14 protein-coding genes are annotated in these 19,101 nt (G+C 70.1%); 8 read left to right on the top strand and 6 right to left on the bottom strand.

Going from position 1 to position 19,101, the window contains the following annotated elements:
• Positions 1–7 precede the first annotated feature (7 nt).
• The 4 genes from purE (at position 8) to ACKI2N_RS04620 (ending at position 3,236) form a co-directional block, all read left to right on the top strand.
• A complete protein-coding gene (gene purE, locus ACKI2N_RS04605; RefSeq protein WP_420997753.1) occupies positions 8–505 on the top strand; it encodes a 5-(carboxyamino)imidazole ribonucleotide mutase in 498 nt (165 codons plus the stop codon).
• A gap of 8 nt (positions 506–513) precedes the next feature.
• Positions 514–819, top strand: coding sequence for a hypothetical protein (locus ACKI2N_RS04610; RefSeq protein WP_420997754.1), 306 nt, complete (start codon positions 514–516; stop codon positions 817–819).
• Between the two features lie 127 nt (positions 820–946).
• The gene (locus ACKI2N_RS04615; RefSeq protein WP_420997755.1) at positions 947–2,191 is read left to right on the top strand and encodes a 5-(carboxyamino)imidazole ribonucleotide synthase; all 1,245 of its coding nucleotides are present in this window, start codon (positions 947–949) and stop codon (positions 2,189–2,191) included.
• Between the two features lie 61 nt (positions 2,192–2,252).
• Entirely contained in the window at positions 2,253–3,236 is a 984-nt protein-coding gene (locus ACKI2N_RS04620; protein WP_420997756.1) for an L-threonylcarbamoyladenylate synthase, read from the top strand.
• An 819-nt stretch (positions 3,237–4,055) separates the two neighbouring features.
• Here ACKI2N_RS04620 and dacB read toward each other — a convergent pair.
• Positions 4,056–5,624 (bottom strand): D-alanyl-D-alanine carboxypeptidase/D-alanyl-D-alanine endopeptidase, encoded by a 1,569-nt coding sequence (gene dacB / locus ACKI2N_RS04625; protein ID WP_420997757.1) that lies wholly within the window; start codon positions 5,622–5,624, stop codon positions 4,056–4,058.
• A gap of 235 nt (positions 5,625–5,859) precedes the next feature.
• On the opposite strand from dacB, the gene ACKI2N_RS04630 reads away from it, so the two are divergent.
• Positions 5,860–6,069, top strand: a complete 210-nt coding sequence (locus ACKI2N_RS04630) for a hypothetical protein (RefSeq protein ID WP_420997758.1) — start codon at positions 5,860–5,862, stop codon at positions 6,067–6,069.
• Positions 6,070–6,145: 76 nt separating this feature from the next.
• Here the strand turns inward: ACKI2N_RS04630 and ACKI2N_RS04635 are convergent, their stop codons facing one another.
• Positions 6,146–6,607, bottom strand: coding sequence for a PACE efflux transporter (locus ACKI2N_RS04635; protein WP_420997759.1), 462 nt, complete (start codon positions 6,605–6,607; stop codon positions 6,146–6,148).
• Between the two features lie 146 nt (positions 6,608–6,753).
• On the opposite strand from ACKI2N_RS04635, the gene ACKI2N_RS04640 reads away from it, so the two are divergent.
• The gene (locus ACKI2N_RS04640; protein WP_420997760.1) at positions 6,754–7,671 is read left to right on the top strand and encodes a LysR family transcriptional regulator; all 918 of its coding nucleotides are present in this window, start codon (positions 6,754–6,756) and stop codon (positions 7,669–7,671) included.
• On the opposite strand, the gene ACKI2N_RS04645 is transcribed toward ACKI2N_RS04640, so the two are convergent.
• Positions 7,668–8,642 (bottom strand): Bug family tripartite tricarboxylate transporter substrate binding protein, encoded by a 975-nt coding sequence (locus ACKI2N_RS04645; protein WP_420997761.1) that lies wholly within the window; start codon positions 8,640–8,642, stop codon positions 7,668–7,670. The genes ACKI2N_RS04640 and ACKI2N_RS04645 overlap by 4 nt on opposite strands.
• Before the next feature lie 311 nt (positions 8,643–8,953).
• Here ACKI2N_RS04645 and ACKI2N_RS04650 point away from each other — a divergent pair, with 311 nt between their 5' ends.
• Together ACKI2N_RS04650 and ACKI2N_RS04655 are read left to right on the top strand one after the other, a co-directional pair.
• Positions 8,954–9,655, top strand: a complete 702-nt coding sequence (locus ACKI2N_RS04650) for a response regulator (protein ID WP_420997762.1) — start codon at positions 8,954–8,956, stop codon at positions 9,653–9,655.
• Positions 9,648–11,072 (top strand): sensor histidine kinase, encoded by a 1,425-nt coding sequence (locus tag ACKI2N_RS04655; RefSeq protein WP_420997763.1) that lies wholly within the window; start codon positions 9,648–9,650, stop codon positions 11,070–11,072. Before ACKI2N_RS04650 ends, ACKI2N_RS04655 begins: the two co-directional genes overlap by 8 nt.
• 12 nt (positions 11,073–11,084) lie before the next feature.
• On the opposite strand, the gene ACKI2N_RS04660 is transcribed toward ACKI2N_RS04655, so the two are convergent.
• From ACKI2N_RS04660 to ACKI2N_RS04670, 3 genes are read right to left on the bottom strand one after another with little or no spacing between them, the layout of a single operon-like run.
• Complete coding sequence (locus ACKI2N_RS04660) at positions 11,085–12,614, bottom strand: efflux transporter outer membrane subunit (RefSeq protein ID WP_420997764.1); 1,530 nt, start codon at positions 12,612–12,614, stop codon at positions 11,085–11,087.
• Complete coding sequence (locus ACKI2N_RS04665; RefSeq protein ID WP_420997765.1) at positions 12,615–15,917, bottom strand: efflux RND transporter permease subunit; 3,303 nt, start codon at positions 15,915–15,917, stop codon at positions 12,615–12,617. It lies immediately after the preceding gene.
• Positions 15,914–19,093: an MdtB/MuxB family multidrug efflux RND transporter permease subunit gene (locus ACKI2N_RS04670; protein WP_420997766.1), complete on the bottom strand. Its 3,180-nt coding sequence runs from the start codon at positions 19,091–19,093 to the stop codon at positions 15,914–15,916. The genes ACKI2N_RS04665 and ACKI2N_RS04670 overlap by 4 nt, the downstream gene beginning before the upstream one ends.
• Between the last annotated feature and the right edge of the window lie 8 nt (positions 19,094–19,101).

Genomic DNA, 19,101 nt, shown 5'->3' on the forward strand with positions numbered 1-19,101 from the left:
ATTTGACGTGAGCAATACACCCAAGCCGCTGGTCGGCGTCGTGATGGGCAGCAGTTCTGACTGGGACGTGATGCAGAACGCAGTGGCCATGCTGAAGGATTTCGGCGTGGCCTTCGAGGCACGCGTGGTGTCCGCCCACCGCATGGCCGACGAGATGTTCGAATATGCCGCCACCGCGCGCGCGCGCGGCCTGCGCGCCATCATCGCCGGCGCCGGCGGTGCCGCGCACCTGCCCGGCATGATCGCCGCCAAGACCATCGTGCCGGTGTTCGGCGTGCCGGTGCCGTCCCGGTACCTGCGCGGCGAGGACTCGCTGCTGTCGATCGTGCAGATGCCCAAGGGCGTGCCGGTGGCCACCTTCGCCATCGGCGAGGCCGGCGCCGCCAATGCCGCGCTGCATGCCATCGCCACGCTGGCCACCACCGACGATGCCCTGGCGGCGGCGCTCGAAGCGTTCCGCGCCCGGCAGACCGAGGCGGCGCGCGCGATGACGCTGCCGCTCTGAGCCGCGCCATGGCGAAAACCAAACCACCGGGCCAGGGCGCCAAGGCGCCGGCCCAGCCGGTGCCGGCCAAGCCCGCCCGCAGCGAGCTGGTGCGCGCGGTCGTGCTGGCGGTCGCCGGCACCCTGCTGTTCTGGTACGGCATGGGCTTCCTCGGCGGCGCCGAGCCGGACGCGGCCGCGCGCGCCGGCTGGGCCTACCAGACCTTCGGCAAGGACGGCCCGAGCATGGTGATCGCCGCGGTCGGCATGATCATGCTGCTGGTCGGCGTGCAGACCGGCAAGCGCTACTGGCTGAAGTCGCGCGGCCACCGCTGAGGCGCCATTCCCGGCCCCGTTGCCAGCCGCGCCCGAAGTGCCCATGATGCCGGTGGTGCCGGAATGGCGCCGGCGCGGCGCCGGGGCAGCACCCACCGTTTTCCAAAATTCGTTTCAGGAGGCCTGCGTGCCCACCGACATCCATCCCCATCTGGTCGAAGCCCACACGCCGGAATCGCGCGCCGAGTTCGGCGTCGACAATCCCAGCGCGCCGATCCTGCCGGGCGCCTGGCTCGGCGTGCTCGGCGGCGGCCAGCTCGGCCGCATGTTCGCGCATGCCGCCCAGGCGATGGGCTACAAGGTCTGCGTGCTCGACCCGGACCAGGACAGCCCGGCTGGCACCATCGCCGAGAAGCACATCTGCGCGGCCTATACCGACGAGGCCGCGCTGGCCGAGATGGCCCGGCTGTGCGCGGCCGTGACCACCGAGTTCGAGAACGTGCCCTCGCTCTCGCTGGACCGCCTCGAGCAGCTCGGCGCCTTCGTCGCGCCGCGCGGCTACTGCGTGTCGATCGCGCAGAACCGCATCGGCGAGAAGAAATTCTTCGCCTCGTGCGCCGAGCGCACCGGCGTGCCCACCGCGCCGCACTGGGTGATCCAGCACGACGCCGACGTCGACCAGCTGCCCGACGGGCTGCTGCCCGGCATCCTCAAGACCGCGCGCATGGGCTACGACGGCAAGGGCCAGGCCCGCGTCAAGACGCGCGAGGACGTGCGCGCCGCGTGGCGCGCCATGCAGCACGTGCCGTGCGTGCTGGAGAAGATGCTGCCGCTGGCCTACGAGGTCTCGGTGCTGGCCGCGCGCGCCGCCGACGGCAGCACCGCCACCTGGCCGCTGGCCGAGAACGTGCACCGCGACGGCATCCTGTTCGCCACCACCATGCCGTCGACCAGCGTCTCCGACGAGATCGCCGACCGCGCCCGTGCCGCGGCCGCCACCATCGCCACCGAGATGGGCTACGTGGGCGTGCTGTGCATCGAGTTCTTCGTGCTGACCGACGGCTCGCTGGTCGCCAACGAAATGGCGCCGCGTCCGCACAACTCCGGCCACATCACCATGGATGCGTGCGAGACCAGCCAGTTCGAGCAGCAGGTCCGCGCCATGGCGCGCCTGCCGCTGGGCAGCACGCGCCAGCACTCGGCCGGCAAGATGCTCAACCTGCTGGGCGACGCCTGGTTCGAGTTCGGCCTGGAACGCACGCCGGCCTGGGACGAAGTGCTGGGCCAGCCCGGCGCCAAGCTGCACCTGTACGGCAAGAGCGACGCGCGCCCCTCGCGCAAGATGGGCCACGTCAACTGCGTGGGCGGCGCGGCGGCCGATGCCGCGCGCAGCTTCGACGCCGCGCTGGCAGCGCTCCACATCGAGCCCTGACGCGGCCGTTTCCATCGCTTCCACCGCTTTTCACCGTTCCGCCCACTTCAGAGATTTGCCGATGTCGCGCATGCCCACCTCCGCCGAACTTGACCAGGCGGCCCGATTGCTGGAAGACGGCCAGCTGGTCGCCTTTCCCACCGAGACCGTCTACGGCCTCGGCGCCGACGCGGAGAACCCCGAGGCCATCGCGCGCATCTACGCCGCCAAGGGGCGGCCCTCGAACCATCCCATCATCGTGCACGTGGTGGACGGCGGCGACATCAGCTACTGGGTCGACGACGTGCCGCCCGCCGCGCAGGACCTGATCGACGCCTTCTGGCCCGGCCCGCTCACGCTGATCCTCAAGCGCGCCGCCCACATCCCGGCGGCGGTGGCCGGCGGCCAGGACAGCATCGGCCTGCGCTGCCCGTCGCACCCGGTGGCGCAGGCGCTGCTGGCGCGCTTCAAGCGCGGCCGCGGCGGCATCGCGGCGCCCTCGGCCAACAAGTTCGGCCAGGTCAGCCCGACCACCGCGCAGCACGTGCGCGACGAATTCGGCGACAGCGTGTTCGTGCTCGAAGGCGACGGCGTGGAGGTCGGCATCGAATCCACCATCGTCGACCTGTCGCGGCTGGAGCAGGGCATCGGCCCGGTGCTGCTGCGCCCGGGCGCGATCACGGCGGCGATGATGGCGCCGGTGCTGGGCGCCGCGCCGCTGCCGCCTGACGCCGCCGCGCCGCGCGCCTCGGGCACGCTGAAGGCCCATTACGCGCCGCATACCCCGCTGGTGCTGTCGTCGATGGCGGACCTGCCCGCGGCGCTGGCGGATCAGCCCGCCGATGCCAGCGTGGCCTGGATCGGCCGCCAGGCCGCCGCCGATCCGCGCTGCGTGTGGGTGCCGGCGCCGGCCGACGCCGACGCCTATGCGCGCGAACTGTATCGCCTGCTGCGCAAGCTGGACCGGGAAGGGTATGCGCTGCTGGCGGTGGAGGCCTTGCCGGCCGGGCATGAGTGGGATGGGGTCAGGGATCGGTTGCAGCGGGCGGCTGCGGCGTTTGGTTGATTTTTTTGGGGTTTAAGTTTTAAAGGCTTCAAACGCTTAAAGTCAAAATCTTGACTTCAAAGGCTTAAAATCAAAGTCAAAGGCTTTCGCTCCCCCGGAGCGACCTACTTTCTTTTTTCCGAAAAGAAAGTAGGCAAAGAAAGCGGACTGCCTGGCCGGCAGGGGCAGAAACATTGGGATTACTGGTGTTAATGGTTTCGTCGTGGGGTTTGTAGTTCTGCCGGTATCCTGCCGTTACCGGTTTTGGCGGCCACGATTCTGCGAGCGGAGCTGGATTCGTGGTGGCGCTGCATGATGGCGTAGGCCCAGGTAGTTCAGGCTGCTGCCGCGACCGGGGCGGATGCCACGTCATGGGCACGGCACTGGTTTCGTGGTGGGCGCGGTGGCCCCGGCTTGAGACGAGCCCGGCACACCCGCGCCCCGGTCCACGACGCCCACCACGAAACCACGAGGGTGCTATGCCGTGGCGGTTTGCGCCGGTAACGGCAGATACCCGAACAAGCAGTGCGCGCGCCATCATAGGTCTGACCCCGAAACCAATGCCACCAGCAAGATCGTGGTGGGTCGCACCGGTACCGGCAGGATGCGAGCAGAACCGCAGGCCCCACCACGAAACCACCAACAATCAGCAATCCCAATGTTTCTGCCCCTGCCGGCCAGGCAGTCCGCTTTCTTTGCCTACTTTCTTTTCGGAAAAAAGAAAGTAGGTCGCTCCGGGGGAGCGAAAGCCGTTGACTTTGATTTTAAGACTTTGATTTTAAGCCTTTGAAGTCAAGATTTTCACTTTGAATTCTAACTTAAATATAAAAATTCAAACCCTCATGGCGCCCCCTGATAAACCCACTGCAATAAAGCATCATGCGCCTGCTGCCCAGCCGACGCATTCGCGTGATTGATATAACTCACCACCACATAGCGGTCGCCATTGAGCGCATCCACATATCCCGCCAGCGCCCGCACGTCCGACAGCGTTCCCGTCTTCATGTACGCATTGCCGGCGGCGCCGGCGCGCGTGAGCCGGTTGCGCAGGGTGCCGTCCACGCCGAGGATCGGCAGCGAATCGATCAGCACCGGCCCCACGTCGCTGGCCAGCGCCTGCTGCAGCAGGCGCGACATGTCGTAGGCGCTGATGCGCTCCTCGCGCGACAGGCCCGAGCCGTTGTCCAGCACCAGGTCCGGCATGTCCAGGCCCTGGCGGCTCAGCCAGCGCTGCACCACCTTGGCCGAGCGCGCCGTGCTGGCGGGGCCGCCGCGGTCCACCTCGGCGCCGATGGTCAGGTAGAGCTGGCGCGCCATCACGTTGTTCGAATACTTGTTGATGTCGCGCACGATCTCCGACAGCGGCTGGCCGTAGTGGCGCGCCAGCAGGAAGGCGCCGCGCGGGGCGCGGCCCATGCGCAGGGCGGGCAGGTGGGTGAAGCGGCCGCCCGCGGCCTGCCATTCGGCGACGAAGCCGCCCCAGGCGAATTCGTTGTGCGAGAGCGCGGCGATGTTGACCACGTGCTCGCCGCAGTCGGCGGCGTAGCTGCCGTCGAAGGAGGCCAGCACGGTGCCGTCGGGCTGCGGCGTGATCATCGGGTTGGCGCGCGCGCGCCAGTCGCCGCACTTGCCGCGCGCCAGCGCCAGGCGGTTGTCGAGCTTGAGCTGCGCCAGCGCTGGCGTGACCGAGACCGCCACGGTCTGGCTGGCGGGGTCGGGCGTGAGGGTGAACGAGAGCGTCTTGAAAGCGTACAGCAGCGCGTCGGGGCTGACGTTGTAGGCGCGCTGGGTCTCGCCGTCGATGGTGCTGCCGTTGTCGATGGCGGTGTCGAAGAAGCTGCGGTCCAGCACCAGGTCGCCGTCGATGGTGGCGGCGCCGGCGCTGCGCGCGGTGGCGACCAGCTTGGCCATTTCCTCCGGCACCAGCTTGGGGTCGCCCTGGCCGCGCAGGTAGACGTTGCCGTTGATGGTGCCGTCGGGCCCGGGCTGGGTGTCGGCGTAGAGCGAGGTTTGCCAGCGGTAGGACGGCCCCAGCAGCTGCAGGCCGGCGAAGGTGGTGACCAGCTTCATGGTCGACGCCGGGTTCATCGGCGCCTGCGCGTTCCAGCTCGCGCGCGGGGCCGGCGCGCCGACCTTGATCACGTAGAAGCTGGTGGCCGCCAGCGGGATGTGGGCGTGCTTGAGCGCGTTCGTCACGCCCGCCGGCAGGCCCGAGCGCGGTGCGGCCGGCGCGGCGGCTTCGGCCGCCTTGGCGGCATCGTGCCGGGCGGCGTGGGCGGTCGCGCGGGCAGCCTTGGCCGGGGTTTTTGCGGTGGCAGCCGGCAGGCCGTCGAGGAACAGCAGCGCCGCGGCGCAAAGAGGCAGCAGGCGGCGGATGAATAGGGAGCGGCGTTTCGGCATGGTGCCCATGTTAACGCACGGACATGGCGCCACGGATGACGCCGCTTCCAGATTTCGGCGGGTGTTGGAGATCGGCATCGGCGCGCTTGCCACGCGCTTGCCAAGGTCTCGTTTGTGGGAATCCGCTGACAGGAGGTTCGGTCTTGGCCCGCTCCCGAAGTGCTTTTCCAGCCGCCATACTGCCGGTATGCGATGTGCCCGGGCTCGCGCCCGGCGCGCGGCAAATCCAACAAGGAGCCCCATCATGCGTACCGTGACCCTGACTCTTGTGCTGGCCACCCTGCTGAGCGCGGCGGGCTGTGCCGACATGACGCCCAAGCAGCGCAACACCGCGATCGGCGCGGGCGTCGGCGGCGTGGCCGGCGCGGCCCTGATCGGTGGCCCGGCGGCGACCATCGGCGGCGCCGCGCTGGGCGGCGTGGTGGGCAATGTGGCCACGCCGGAGCGGCGCTGAGCCGCGCGCGCGGCCACCGCGCGCAAACCAGAACGGATGCCGCGGCATCCGTTTTTTCATGCCGCGAGCGTCGCGCTCAACGGCCGCACGGCTCCGGCAGCGCCGCCTGCTTCGGGCCCGCGGCGGCCTTGCCGACCGGAAACACCGCGTCGTATGCCCAGTTGTAGATGAAGGCATAGACCACGTAGAACGCCGCCACGGCGATATCTATGAGGAAGGCGTCGAGCAGGCTCATGTCGAGGTACCACGACACCATCGGCAGGAACACCACCAGCAGGCCGCCCTCGAACAGCAGCGCGTGCAAGACGCGCACCGCCACCGGCTTGCGCAGCTGGCCGGTGAGCCGCAGCATGGCCTTGTCGAACAGCAGGTTGTAGAGGTAGTTCCAGCCGGCCGCGATGACCGAGGCGACCACCGCGATGATGCCCATCTGGTGCAGCGCGAAGCCGAACACCAGGCTGCCGAGCGGCGCGAAGATGCACAGGCCGATGACCTCGAAGCCGATGGTGTGGCGGATCCGGTCCTTTGTAGTACGCATGATCTTTCCTGTCTGGTAAAGCCCGTCTGGTAAAGCCATGGAGGCAATGGAGGCCATTCTATCGAGAATCCGATGGTGGTAAAGTTGGTATCCATCGCTTAAACAGATAGATACCGGCCGCCCCCGGTCGCCGGACGGAGCGCGCCATGAGCCTTTCCCTGGAGCAATTGCAGGCCTTTGCCGCCGCCGCCGAATGCGGCTCTTTTTCCGCCGCCGCGCGCCGGCTCGGCAAGGCGCAGTCGGTGGTCAGCACCGCCGTTTCCAACCTCGAGATCGACCTCGGCAACCAGCTGTTCGACCGCGGCGGGCGCTATCCCGCGCTGACCGCCGCCGGCGAGCGCCTGCTGGCCGAGGCGCGCGTGATCCTGGAGCGCTGCGAGCATTTCCGCGGGGTGGCCAAGAGCCTGGGCGAGGGCGTGGAAAGCCGCCTGGTGCTGGCGGTGGACGAGCTCTATCCGGAGGAGACGCTGGGCGTGATGCTCGAAGAATTCTCCGCGCGCTTCCCGGCGGTGGAGCTGGAACTGCTGTTCCCGCTGATGGAGGATGTCAGCCGCCTGGTGCTCGAAGGCTGCGCCGACCTGGGCCTGATGTGGCGCCAGGAGGTGCTGCCGCCGGAGCTGGGCTTTCGCGCGCTGGGCTGGGTGCCGATGCAGATCATCTGCGCGCCGGACCATCCGCTGGCCGGCCAGCGCGTGGGCTGGGAAGAGCTCAAGCGCTACCGCCAGCTGATGGTGGCCGTGCGCAGCAGCGACAGCGAGGAGAAGAAGCGCCTGCGCGTGGCGGCCGAGGTGTGGTGGGTGGAGAGCCAGTGGGTGATCGTGGAGCTGGTCAAGCGGCGCCTGGGCTGGGCTTTCGTGCCGTGGCACGTGGCGGCCAATTCGCCGGCGGCGGCGCAGCTGGTGTCGCCGGTGCTGGAGTTCGACGACCAGGACTGGCCGGTGGCGATGGAGCTGGTGTGGCACAAGCAGCGGCCGCACGGCAAGGCCGCCGCCTGGCTCAAGGAGCGCGTCAGCAAGCAGCCGCTGCCGCGCCCCGGCGGCGAGGCACCGCCCCGCGCCAGCTAGCGGGCCAGGCCGAACTCCCGGGCCAGCGCGGCGTAGCGCTGCACCGTCTGCCTGACGTAGGCATCGAGCGCGGCGGCATCCATCGCCGCGGGGTAGAGGCCCTGGGCGGCGCGCAGGCGGGCGAAGTCCGGGCCGGCCTGCAGGCGCTCGAAGCGCGCCGCCCAGCGCCGGTAATCGGCCTGCGCGACCTTGGGGCCCATGTAGAAGCCGCGCACCACCGGCCAAGTGATGTCATAGCCCTGCTCGCGCGCGGTGGGCACGGCGGCCAGCCGGCCCGGCAGGCGCTGCTCGCCCAGCACGGCGAGGATGCGGACATGGCCCGTGGCTAGTTGCATGGCCGCCTCGGAGGCATCGCCGGAGACCGCCTGCACATGGCCGGCTTCGAGCGCGGTGAACGCCTCGCCGCCGCCCTCGAAGCCGACGAAGCGCATGCGCTTGTAGCCCACCCTGGCTTGGCGCGCCACCAGCGCGGCCTTCATCCAGTCCTGGTTGCCGATGGTGCCGCCGGCGCCGAACAGGACCTGGTCGGGATCGGCGGCCAGCGCGGCCACGAGATCTTTCAAGGTCTTCCAGGGCGAGTCGGCGCGCACCGCGATCACGCCGTAGTCGGCCGCCAGCGCGCCGACCCAGCGCACGTCCGCCGCGCCATACTTGCCGAACTTGCCTTCGGCCAGCGCCAGCAGCGAGCCGCTGGAGAACGCGACCAGGGTATCGGCCTCGGCCGGGCGCTGGGCCACCACGGTGTTATAGGCCACCGCGCCGATGCCGCCGGGCAGGTAGGCGATGCGCATCGGCTCGGCACTCATGCCGGCCTCCTGCAGCGCGCGCTGCGCCAGCTTGCAGGTCAGGTCGAAGCCGCCCCCGGGCTTGGCGGGCACGATGCATTCGGGCGCGGCGGCAGCCGGCCGCGCCGCGCAGGACAGGGCCAGCGCGGCGCAGGCAAGGCGCAGGGCGGCGGGGACTCGGCCCATCGGTTCTCTCCTCGGGGATGCCGCCGGGGTGGCCCAAAGTGGACCAAAGCGGCAAACAGCGGCCGACAGCATAACGGCAAACGCGGGATGCGAGAATACGCATCTCGGTGCGCCCCTGGGGCGGCACGGAAAACCCGAAAAGATGCGCCAAGGGATGCGCCAACGCCGGCCAAGACGACGACGTTTTTCACTCCCTCTCCCCTCACGGGGAGAGGGCCGGGGAGAGGGGCGGTTCGGCTAGGAGCCACATATTGCCGGACGCATCGCCCGGTGACAGGAAAAGCAAGAAAAAAGCGGGAGGAGAGGCCCTGATGAGAGTGCTGCTGGTCGAGGACCACGACGAACTGGCCACCTGGGTGACGCAGGCGCTGCGCGCCATGCATTTCACGGTGGAGCGCGCGGCCGACGCGGCCAGCGCCGAATCGCTGCTGTTCAGCACGCACGCCGGTGCCGCGGGCGCGGCCGGCGGCGACTATGCGCTGGTGCTGCTGGACCTGACCCTGCCCGACCGCGATGGCCTGGACCTGCTGGCGCACCTGCGCAAGCGCGGCTACCGCGTGCCGGTGATGATCCTGACCGCGCGCGGCGAGGTGGGCGACCGCGTCAAGGGCCTGGACCTGGGCGCCGACGACTACATGGCCAAGCCCTTCGACCTCGCCGAGTTCGAGGCGCGCGTCAAGGCGCTGCTGCGGCGCGCGCGGCAGACCGAGGCGCCGCTGGTGATGTGCGGCGGCCTCGGCTTCGACACCGTGGCCCGCCATTTCCAGGTGGGCGGCGTGCCGCTGGCGCTGACGCCGCGCGAGCACGCGGTGCTGGAGATCCTGATGACGCCGCCCGGCAAGACCGTGAGCAAGGAGCGCATCTACGCCAATATCTTCACGCTGGCCGACGAGACCCAGCCCGACGTGATCGAAGTCTACGTGCACCGGCTGCGCCGCAAGCTCGAAGGCTCGGGCGCGGCCATCGTGACCCTGCGCGGGCTGGGCTACATGCTGGAGCCGGCCGGTGGCTGAGCCGGCCACGGGCCAGGGCGCGCGCCGCGCGCGGCCGGCCAGCCTGCGCGCGCGCCTGCTGTGGTGGCTGATCCCGCCGATGCTGGCGCTGCAGGCGGCCTACGGCGTGGTGGCCTACTCGAACGCGCTGGCCTCGGCCGACATGGCCTACGACCGCACCCTGCTGGCGTCGGCGCGCAACATCTCCGAGCGCATCGCGCTCACGCCCGACGGCGTGCGCGTGGACGCGCCCTATATCTCGCTGGACACCTTCGAGGTCGGCATGAACGCCACCATGTTCTACCGCGTGAGCGGCGTGCATGGCGAGTTCGTCTCCGGCTACGACGACCTGCCGCCGTTCGATGCGAGCCAGCCGCGCACCCGTCTCTATCCCGCGCTGGTGAGCTTCTACGACCGCACCTACCGCGGCCAGCCGATCCGCATCGCCGCGCTGCGCCAGCCGGTGATGGACGCCAGCGGCACGCGCGGCGGCATGGCGCTGATCGAGGTGGGCGAAACGCTCGATTCGCGCCAGGCGCTCACGCGCAACATCCTGTTCGACGTGCTGTGGGGGCAGGCCATGCTGGTGCTGGCCGTGGTGCTGGTGATCTGGCTGTTCACGCGGCGCGCGCTGGCGCCGCTGGACGCGCTGCGCGACGAAGTGGCACGGCGCCAGCCCGGCGCCACCACGCCGCTCGCGCTGGACAGCGCGCCGCGCGAGGCCGCGCCGCTGGTGGAGGCGATGAACGGCTACATGGCGCGGCTGGAACAGGTGCTGGCAGCGCAGCGGCGCTTCATCGCCGACGCCGCGCACCAGTTGCGCACGCCGCTGGCGGTGCTGCACACGCAGGCGCAACTGGCCGCGCGCGAGCACGATCCCGCCGAGCAGCGCCGCATCGCGCGCGGGCTCGCCGACAGCACCGCGCGCATGGCCGCGCTGGCCGAGCGGCTGCTGTCCACGGCGCGCGCCGCGCACGGCGGCACCGCGCCGGCGCGGCCGCTGGCGCTGGCCGCGCTGGCGCGCGAGGTGTGCGTGGAACTGATGTCCGATGCCCGCGCGCGCGGCATCGACCTGGGGCTGGAGGCCCACGGCGCGCCGCTGGTGGCGGGCACCGAGCTGCTGCGCGAGCTGGTGGTGAACCTGGTCGACAACGCGCTGCGCTACACGCCGCGCGGCGGCACCGTGACCGTGCGCGCGCGCCGCGAAGGCGCGGCCTGCCTGCTGGAGGTGGAGGACGACGGCCCCGGCATTGCGCCCGCCGAGCGCGCCGCCGTGTTCGAGCCGTTCTACCGCGGCAAGGGCGCGGGGCCGGGCGGCAGCGGACTGGGCCTGACCATCGCGCGCGACATCGCCGCCGCGCATGGCGCCGCGCTGGCGCTGCAGACCGGCGCGGGCGGCCGCGGGCTGCTGGTGCGGGTCAGCTTCGCGGCGGCCTGAGCGCGGCGCGGCTCAGCGCGCGCGGGCGCCCCGCGTTTCCTCGGCGACGGCCTGCGCCGGCGCGGCTGGCCGGCCATCGGCGCGCGCCACCTCGCTTCCCTCCACATGCCAGCCGCCGCCCAGCGCGCGCATCAGCACCACGCTGGAGGTGAACTGGCGGCCGTAGATGGACAGCGCCGTCAGCTCGGCCTGGTAGGCGGTGGTCTGCGCGGTCAGCACGTCGAGCAGCGCGGCGGTGCCGGCGCGGTAGCGGTTGTTGACCAGCGCCAGCGCGTCGCGCGCGGAGCGCAGCGCATCGTTCTGCACCACGGCCTCCTGCTCCAGCAGGCGCGCCGCCGCCAGGTTGTCCTCGATCTCCTGGAACGCGGCCAGCACGGTCTGCCGGTAGTTGGCCACCGACTCGTCGTAGGCGGCCACCGCCTGCGCCTTGGCCGCGCTGCGCAGCCCGCCGTCGAACAGCGTGCCGGCCAGCGCCGGGCCGATCGACCAGACGCGGTCGGGCAGCGACAGCCAGCGCGCCAGCGTGGCGGCGGACAGCCCGCCCGAGGCCGACAGCGACAGCGTGGGGTAGTAGGCGGCCTGCGCCACGCCGATCTGCGCATTGGAGGCGGCCATCTGGCGCTCGGCGGCGGCGATGTCGGGGCGGCGCTCCAGCAGCGCGGACGGCAGCGCCGAGGGCACGTGCGGCACCCGGGAGGCAAAGTCGTGCGCCGGCACCGAGAACGAGGCCGGCGGCGTGCCGGTCAGGATGGCGAGGGCGTGCTCGAACTGCGCGCGCGTGATCTGGATGTCGATCTGCTGTGCCTGCGCGCTCTTGAGCTGGGTCTCCGACTGCAGCACGTCGGAGCGCTGGGCGGTGCCCACCGCGTACTGGTTGCGCACCAGTTGCAGCGAGCGCGTGTAGTCGGCCACGGTGCGGTCGAGCAGCGCCTTCTGCTGGTCGGTGATGCGCAGCAGGAAATAGGTCTGCGCCAGCGTGGCCTGGGTCGACAGCAGCGTGGAGGCCAGCGTGGCTTCGCTGGCCTGCGCATTGGCCTCGCTGCTCTCCACCTGGCGGCGCACCTTGCCCCACAGGTCGGGCTCCCAGCTCGCCGTCAGCGAGGCGCCCTGGCTGTTGGCGATGCGCATGGCGCCGGTGGTGGTGGTGCCGGAGCTGGAGCGGCCCGCCGAGGCGGACGCGCCCACGGTCGGGTAGTAGCCCGCGCGCGCCGACTGCAGCAGCGCCTGCGCCTGCCGGTACTGCGCCTCGGCCGCCTTGATGTTCTGGTTGGAGATCTGCACCTGCGACATCAGCGCGTCGAGGTCGGCGTCGTTGAAGATGGCCCACCAGCGGCCGCGCTCGCTGGCGTCCTGCGGTTCGGCCGGCTTCCATTCGCCCCATTGCGAGCTGTCGGCGGCGGCCTCCTTGAAGGCCGGGGTGGTCGGCGCGTCCGGGCGCTGGTAGTCGGGGCCGACGGCGCAGCCGCCCAGCAGCAGGGCGCAGGCCAGGGCCAGCGGAGCGGGGACGGAAGAGGTGCGGAAAATGGCGTTCATGGGTCGCATTCAGGATTCGAGGCCGGGGCTGCCGGTGGCGAGCGCTGCGCGGCGGCTGCGCCACGCTTTCACCTTGAGGCGCCAGCGGTCCAGGGTCAGGTACACCACCGGCGTGGTGTAGAGCGTCAGCAACTGGCTGACCACCAGCCCGCCCACGATGGAGATGCCCAGCGGCGCGCGCAGCTCGGCGCCGTCGCCGTGGCCGATCGCCAGCGGGATGGCGCCCAGCAGGGCCGCCATGGTGGTCATCATGATGGGGCGGAAGCGCAGCAGGCAGGCACGGTAGATGGCGTCGCGCGGCGACAGGCCCTCGCGCCGCTCGGCGTCGATGGCGAAGTCGATCATCATGATGGCGTTCTTCTTGACGATGCCGATCAGCAGGATCACGCCGATCAGCGCGATGATGGTGAAGTCGGTGTGCGTGCCCAGCAGCGCCAGCAGCGCGCCCACGCCGGCCGAGGGCAGCGTCGAGAGGATGGTAAGCGGGTGCACGTAGCTCTCGTACAGCATGCCCAGCACGATGTAGATCGTGATCAGCGCGGCCAGGATCAGCAGCGGCTGGCTCTTGAGCGAGTCCTGGAACGCGCGCGCGCTGCCCTGGAAGCTGGCGCGCAGCGTCTCCGGCGCGCCGATGCGCGCCATCGCATCCTGCACCGCCGCGGTCGCCTGCGACAGCGAGAAGCCCTCGCCCAGGTTGAACGAGATGGTGGAGGCCGCGAACTGGCCCTGGTGGTTCACCCCCAGCGGCGTGCTGGTCGGGGTCACGCGCGCGAACGCCGACAGCGGCACGCGGTGGCCGTTGCCGGCGACCACGTAGACGTCCTTGAGCGCGTTGGGGCCCTGCAGGTACTCCGGGCTCAGTTCCATCACCACCCGGTACTGGTTGAGCGGGTTGTAGATGGTGGCCACCTGGCGCTGGCCGAAGGCGTCGTTGAGCACGGCGTCGATCTGCTGCGCGGTGATGCCGAGCTTGTAGGCGGTGTCGCGGTCGATGATGACCGAGGTCTGCAGGCCCTTGTCGTTGGTGTCGGTGTCGATGTCCTCCAGCCCCTTGACGTTGGACAGCGCGGCGCGCACCTTGGGCTCCCACTCGCGCAGCACGTTGAGGTCGTCGGACTGCAGCGTGAACTGGTACTGCGAGCTGCTCTGCCGGCCGCCGATGCGGATGTCCTGCACCGATTGCAGGAACAGGTTCGCGCCCGGCTCCTTGGCCAGCTTGCCGCGCAGGCGCGCGATGATCTGGTCGGCCGACTCGTCGCGCTGGCTCAGCGGCTTGAGCGTGACGAACATCTGCCCGGTGTTGCGCTGCGAGCCGCCGGTGAAGCCGGTCACGTTGACCACCGCCGGGTCCGACTGCACGATGCGGATGAAGTTGTCGAGCTTGACGCGCATGGCCTGGAACGAGGTGGCCTGGTCGGCGCGGATGAAGCCGATCAGCCGCCCGGTGTCCTGCTGCGGGAAGAAGCCCTTGGGCACGATGACGTAGAGCCACACGTTCAGCCCGACCGTGCACAGCAGCACCATCCAGACCAGCAGGCTGTGGCGCAGCGCCACCGCCAGCGTGCGCGCGTAGCCGTCGTGCAGCCACTGGAACACGCGCTCGCTGGCGCGGAAGAAGCGCCCCTGCTCGCGCTCGGGCGGGATCGGCCTGAGCAGGCGCGAGCACATCATCGGCGTGGTGGTCAGCGACACCACCAGCGACACCAGGATGGCCACCGACAGCGTGACGGCGAATTCCTGGAACAGCCGGCCGACGATGCCGCCCATCATCAGCAGCGGGATGAACACCGCGATCAGCGACAGGCTCATCGACAGCACCGTGAAGCCGACCTCGCGCGTGCCCTTGAGCGCGGCGGCCATCGGCGTCATGCCTTCCTCGATGTGGCGCGAGATGTTCTCCAGCACCACGATGGCGTCGTCGACGACGAAGCCGGTGGCGATGGTCAGCGCCATCAGCGACAGGTTGTTCAGCGAGAAGCCCGCCAGGTACATCACCGTGAAGGTGCCGACCAGCGAGACCGGCACCGCCACGCTCGGGATCAGGGTGGCGCGCACGTTGCGCAGGAACAGGAACACCACCATGATCACCAGCGCCACCGAGATCATCAGCGTGTACTCGACCTCGCGCAGCGAGGCGCGGATGGTCGGCGTGCGGTCCATCATCACGTCCATCGAGATCGCCGCCGGGATCATCTTCTGCAGTTGCGGCAGCATCTCGGTGACGCGGTCCACGGTCTCGATGATGTTGGCGCCGGGCGAGCGGTTGAGCACCAGCAGCACCGAGGGCTTGCCGTTGGCCGAGCCGGCGTTGCGCACGTCCTCGACCGAATCGATCACGTTGGCCACGTCGGACAGGCGCACCGGCACCGCGAAGGAGTTCGGGCCGGTGCCGCCGGCATTGCCGCCGGTGGCGCCGGTGCTGACGGTGGTGGTGCCGCTGCTGGTGGTGATGGTGGTGACGGTGACGCCGTTGACGGTCTTGGTGCTGACGCCGCCGCCCGCGGTGGCGTTGGCGGTGCTGGCGATCAGCGCGCCGGCCGAGGTCGACGAGAACGTGCCGGGCGTGGCGTAGCGGATGATCAGCGGCATGTACTCCGCCGCCGTGCGGGCCTGGTCGTTGGCGTACACCTGCCAGTTCTTGGCCGCGCTCTCGACCGAGCCCAGCGGCCGGTTGGCGTTGGTGGCGCTGATGGTGTTGCGCACGTCCTCGAGCGCGATGCCGTACTTGTTGAGCGCGGTCGGGTTGAGCTCCACGCGCACCGCCGGCAGCGAGGCGCCGCCGATGGTGACCTGGCCCACGCCTTCGATCTGCGACAGCTTCTGCGCCAGGATGGTGGACGCCGCGTCGTAGAGCTGGCCGCGCGACATGGTCGGCGAGGTCAGGCCGATGATCATGATCGGCGCGTCGGCCGGGTTGACCTTGCGGTAGGTCGGGTTGTTGGGCAGGCTGGTGGGCAGCGCGCCGCGCGCGGCGTTGATGGCCGCCTGCACGTCGCGCGCGGCGCCGTCGATGTCGCGCGACAGGTCGAACTGCATGGTCACGCGGGTCGAGCCCAGCGAGCTGCTGGAGGTGATCTCGGTGACGCCGGCGATGGCGCCGAGCGCGCGCTCGAGCGGCGTGGCCACGGTGGCCGCCATGGTCTCGGGGCTGGCGCCGGGCAGCGAGGCGGACACCGAGATGGTGGGGAAGTCCACCTGCGGCAGCGGCGACACCGGCAGCGTGCGCAGCGCCGCGACGCCCGCCAGCAGGATGCCGAGCGTGAGCAGCGCGGTGGCGACCGGCCGGTGGATGAAGAGGGCGGACAGGTTCATTGCGGCTCCGCGGGTGCCGGCTTGCCGCCGCCCCAGCCGCCGTCGCCTTCGTCATCGGGCCGGCCCGGATCGCCAGGGTCGCCCGGGTCGCCGATGTGCCGGCGGCGCCATTCTGCCAGGCGCGCGGCGACGCGGTCGAAGGCGAGGTAGATGACCGGCGTGGTGAACAGCGTCAGCACCTGGCTCACCAGCAGGCCGCCCACCATGGTGATGCCCAGCGGTCGGCGCAGCTCGGAGCCGATGCCGTTGCCCAGCATCAGCGGCAGCGCCGCCAGCAGCGCCGCCATGGTCGTCATCAGGATCGGGCGGAAGCGCAGCAGGCAGGCCTGGTAGATGGCGTCGCGCGGCTTCATGCCGCCCTCGCGCTCGGCCTCGAGCGCGAAGTCGATCATCATGATGGCGTTCTTCTTGACGATGCCGATCAGCAGGATGATGCCGATGATGGCGATGATGCCCAGGTCCTGGCCCGACACCAGCAGCGCCAGCAGCGCGCCCACCCCGGCCGAGGGCAGCGTGGAGAGGATGGTGACCGGGTGGATGGTGCTCTCGTACAGCACGCCGAGCACAATGTACATGGTCACCACCGCGGCCAGGATCAGCCACAGCGTGTTCGACAGCGAGGCGCGGAACGCCAGCGCGGCGCCCTGGAACTCGGTCTGCATCGAGATCGGCAGGCCGATCTCCTGCTCCACCTTGGTGATCTTGTCGACCGCCGCGCCCAGCGACGCGCCCGGCGCCAGGTTGAACGAGATCGTCGAGGACGGGAACTGGCCCTCGTGGTTGATCACCAGCGGGCCGGTGCGCTCGGAGATGCGCGCCACCGCGCCCAGCGGCACCTGGCCGCCGGAGGAGGAGGGCAGGCGCAGCTCGGACAGCGACTGCGGGCCGGTGCGGAAGTCCGGCATGGCCTCCAGCACCACGCGGTACTGGTTCGACTGCGTGAAGATGGTCGACACCAGGCGCTGGCCGTAGGCGCTGTACAGCGCGCTGTCGATCACCGCGGTGGTGATGCCGAAGCGCGCGGCCGAGTCGCGGTCGATCTCGACGTAGGCGCGCAGGCCGTTGTTCTGCAGGTCGCTGGCGACGTCGCGCATCTCCGGCTCCTGCTTGAGCCGGTCGACCAGGCGCGGCACCCAGGTGGCCAGCGTGGCCGGGTCCGGGTCCTGCACCGTGAACTGGTACTGCGTGCGCGCCACGCGGTCCTCGATGGTCAGGTCCTGCACCGGCTGCATGTACATCGAGATGCCGCCCAGCTTCTCGACCGCGGCCTGCAGACGGTGCGTGACGTCCTCGATGGATTCGCTGCGCTGGTCCTTGGGCTTGAGGTTGATCAGCATGCGCCCGGCGTTGAGCGTGGTGTTGGTGCCGTCCACGCCGATGAACGACGACAGGCTTTCCACCGCCGGGTCCTGCATCACCACCTTGGCCACCGCTTCCTGCTTGAGCTGCATGGCCGGGAACGAGGTGCTCTGCGAGGCCTCGGTGATGGCCTGGATCACGCCGGTGTCCTGCACCGGGAAGAAGCCCTTGGGCACCAGCAGGTAGAGCAGCACGGTCAGCACCAGCGTGCCGATGGCCACCAGCAGCGTGCTCTTCTGGCGGTCGAGCACCCAGTCCAGGGCGCGGCCGTAGCGCGCGATCACGCGGTCGAAGAAGCGGCCGGTGGCGCGGTGAAAGCGCGGCAGCTTCTCTTCCGGCACGTGGTGCAGCAGGCGCGCGCACATCATCGGCGTGAGCGTGAGCGAGACCACCGCGGAGATCAGGATCGAGACCGCCAGCGTGACGGCGAACTCGCGGAACAGCCGGCCCACCACGTCGCCCATGAACAGCAGCGGGATCAGCACCGCCACCAGCGAGAAGGTCAGCGAGATGATGGTGAAGCCGATCTGCTTCGAGCCCTTGAGCGCCGCCACCATCGGGCTTTCGCCCTCCTCGATGTAGCGCATGATGTTCTCGATCATCACGATCGCGTCGTCCACCACGAAGCCGGTGGCGATGGTCAGCGCCATCAGCGTGAGGTTGTTGATCGAGAAGCCCGCCAGGTACATCACGCCGAAGGTGCCCACCAGCGACAGCGGCACCGCCACGCCCGGGATGATGGTGGCCGGCACGTTGCGCAGGAAGACGAAGATCACCATCACCACCAGCGCCACCGCCAGCAGCAGCTCGAACTCCACGTCGCGCACCGAGGCGCGGATGGTGGTGGTGCGGTCGGTCAGCAGCTGCACGTGCACGGCGGCCGGCAGCGCGGTTTCCAGCTGCGGCAGCAGCGCCTTGATGCGGTCCACCACCTCGATCACGTTGGCGCCGGGCTGGCGCTGGATGTTCATGATGATGGCCGGCTTGTCGTTGGACCAGGCGGCCAGGCGCGAATTTTCCGCGCCGTCGACGATGTTGGCGACGTCGGTGATGCGGATCGGCGCGCCGTTCTGGTAGCCGATGATGATCTGCTTGTACTCGTCGGCCGACTTGAGCTGGTCGTTGGCGTCGATGGTCGAGGCGCGCGCCGGGCCGTCGAAGCTGCCCTTGGAGCCGTTGACGTTGGCGTTGCCGATGGCGGTGCGCAGGTCGTCGATCGACATGCCCAGCGCCGCCAGCGCGGTCGGGTTGGCCTGCACGCGCACGGCCGGGCGCTGCCCGCCGCTGAGGGTGACCAGGCCCACGCCCTGGATCTGCGAGATCTTCTGTGCCACGCGCGTGTCGACCATGTCCTGCAGCTTGGGCAGCTGCAGGGTGTCGGAGGTGATGCCCAGGCTCAGGATGGGCGCGTCGGCCGGGTTGACCTTGCTGTAGACCGGCGGCATCGGCAGGTCGGCCGGCAGCAGGTTGCTGCCGGCGTTGATGGCGGCCTGGACCTGCTGCTCGGCGATGTCCAGCGACAGCGTCAGCTCGAACTGCAGCGTGATTACCGAGGCGCCGCCCGACGACGAGGACGACATCTGCTTGAGCCCCGGCATCTGGCCGAACTGGCGCTCCAGCGGCGCGGTGATCGACGAGGTCATCACGTCGGGGCTGGCGCCGGGATAGAGCGTGGTGACCTGGATGGTCGGGTAGTCGACCTCGGGCAGCGCGGACAGCGGCAGCAGCCGGAAGGCCACCAGCCCCGACAGCAGGATGGCGAGCATCAGCAGCGCGGTGGCGACCGGCCGCTCGATGAAGAGGCGTGACGGGTTCATGTATGGGT

The sequence above is a fragment of the Cupriavidus sp. 30B13 genome, assembly GCF_049059565.2.
GTDB lineage: Bacteria > Pseudomonadota > Gammaproteobacteria > Burkholderiales > Burkholderiaceae > Cupriavidus.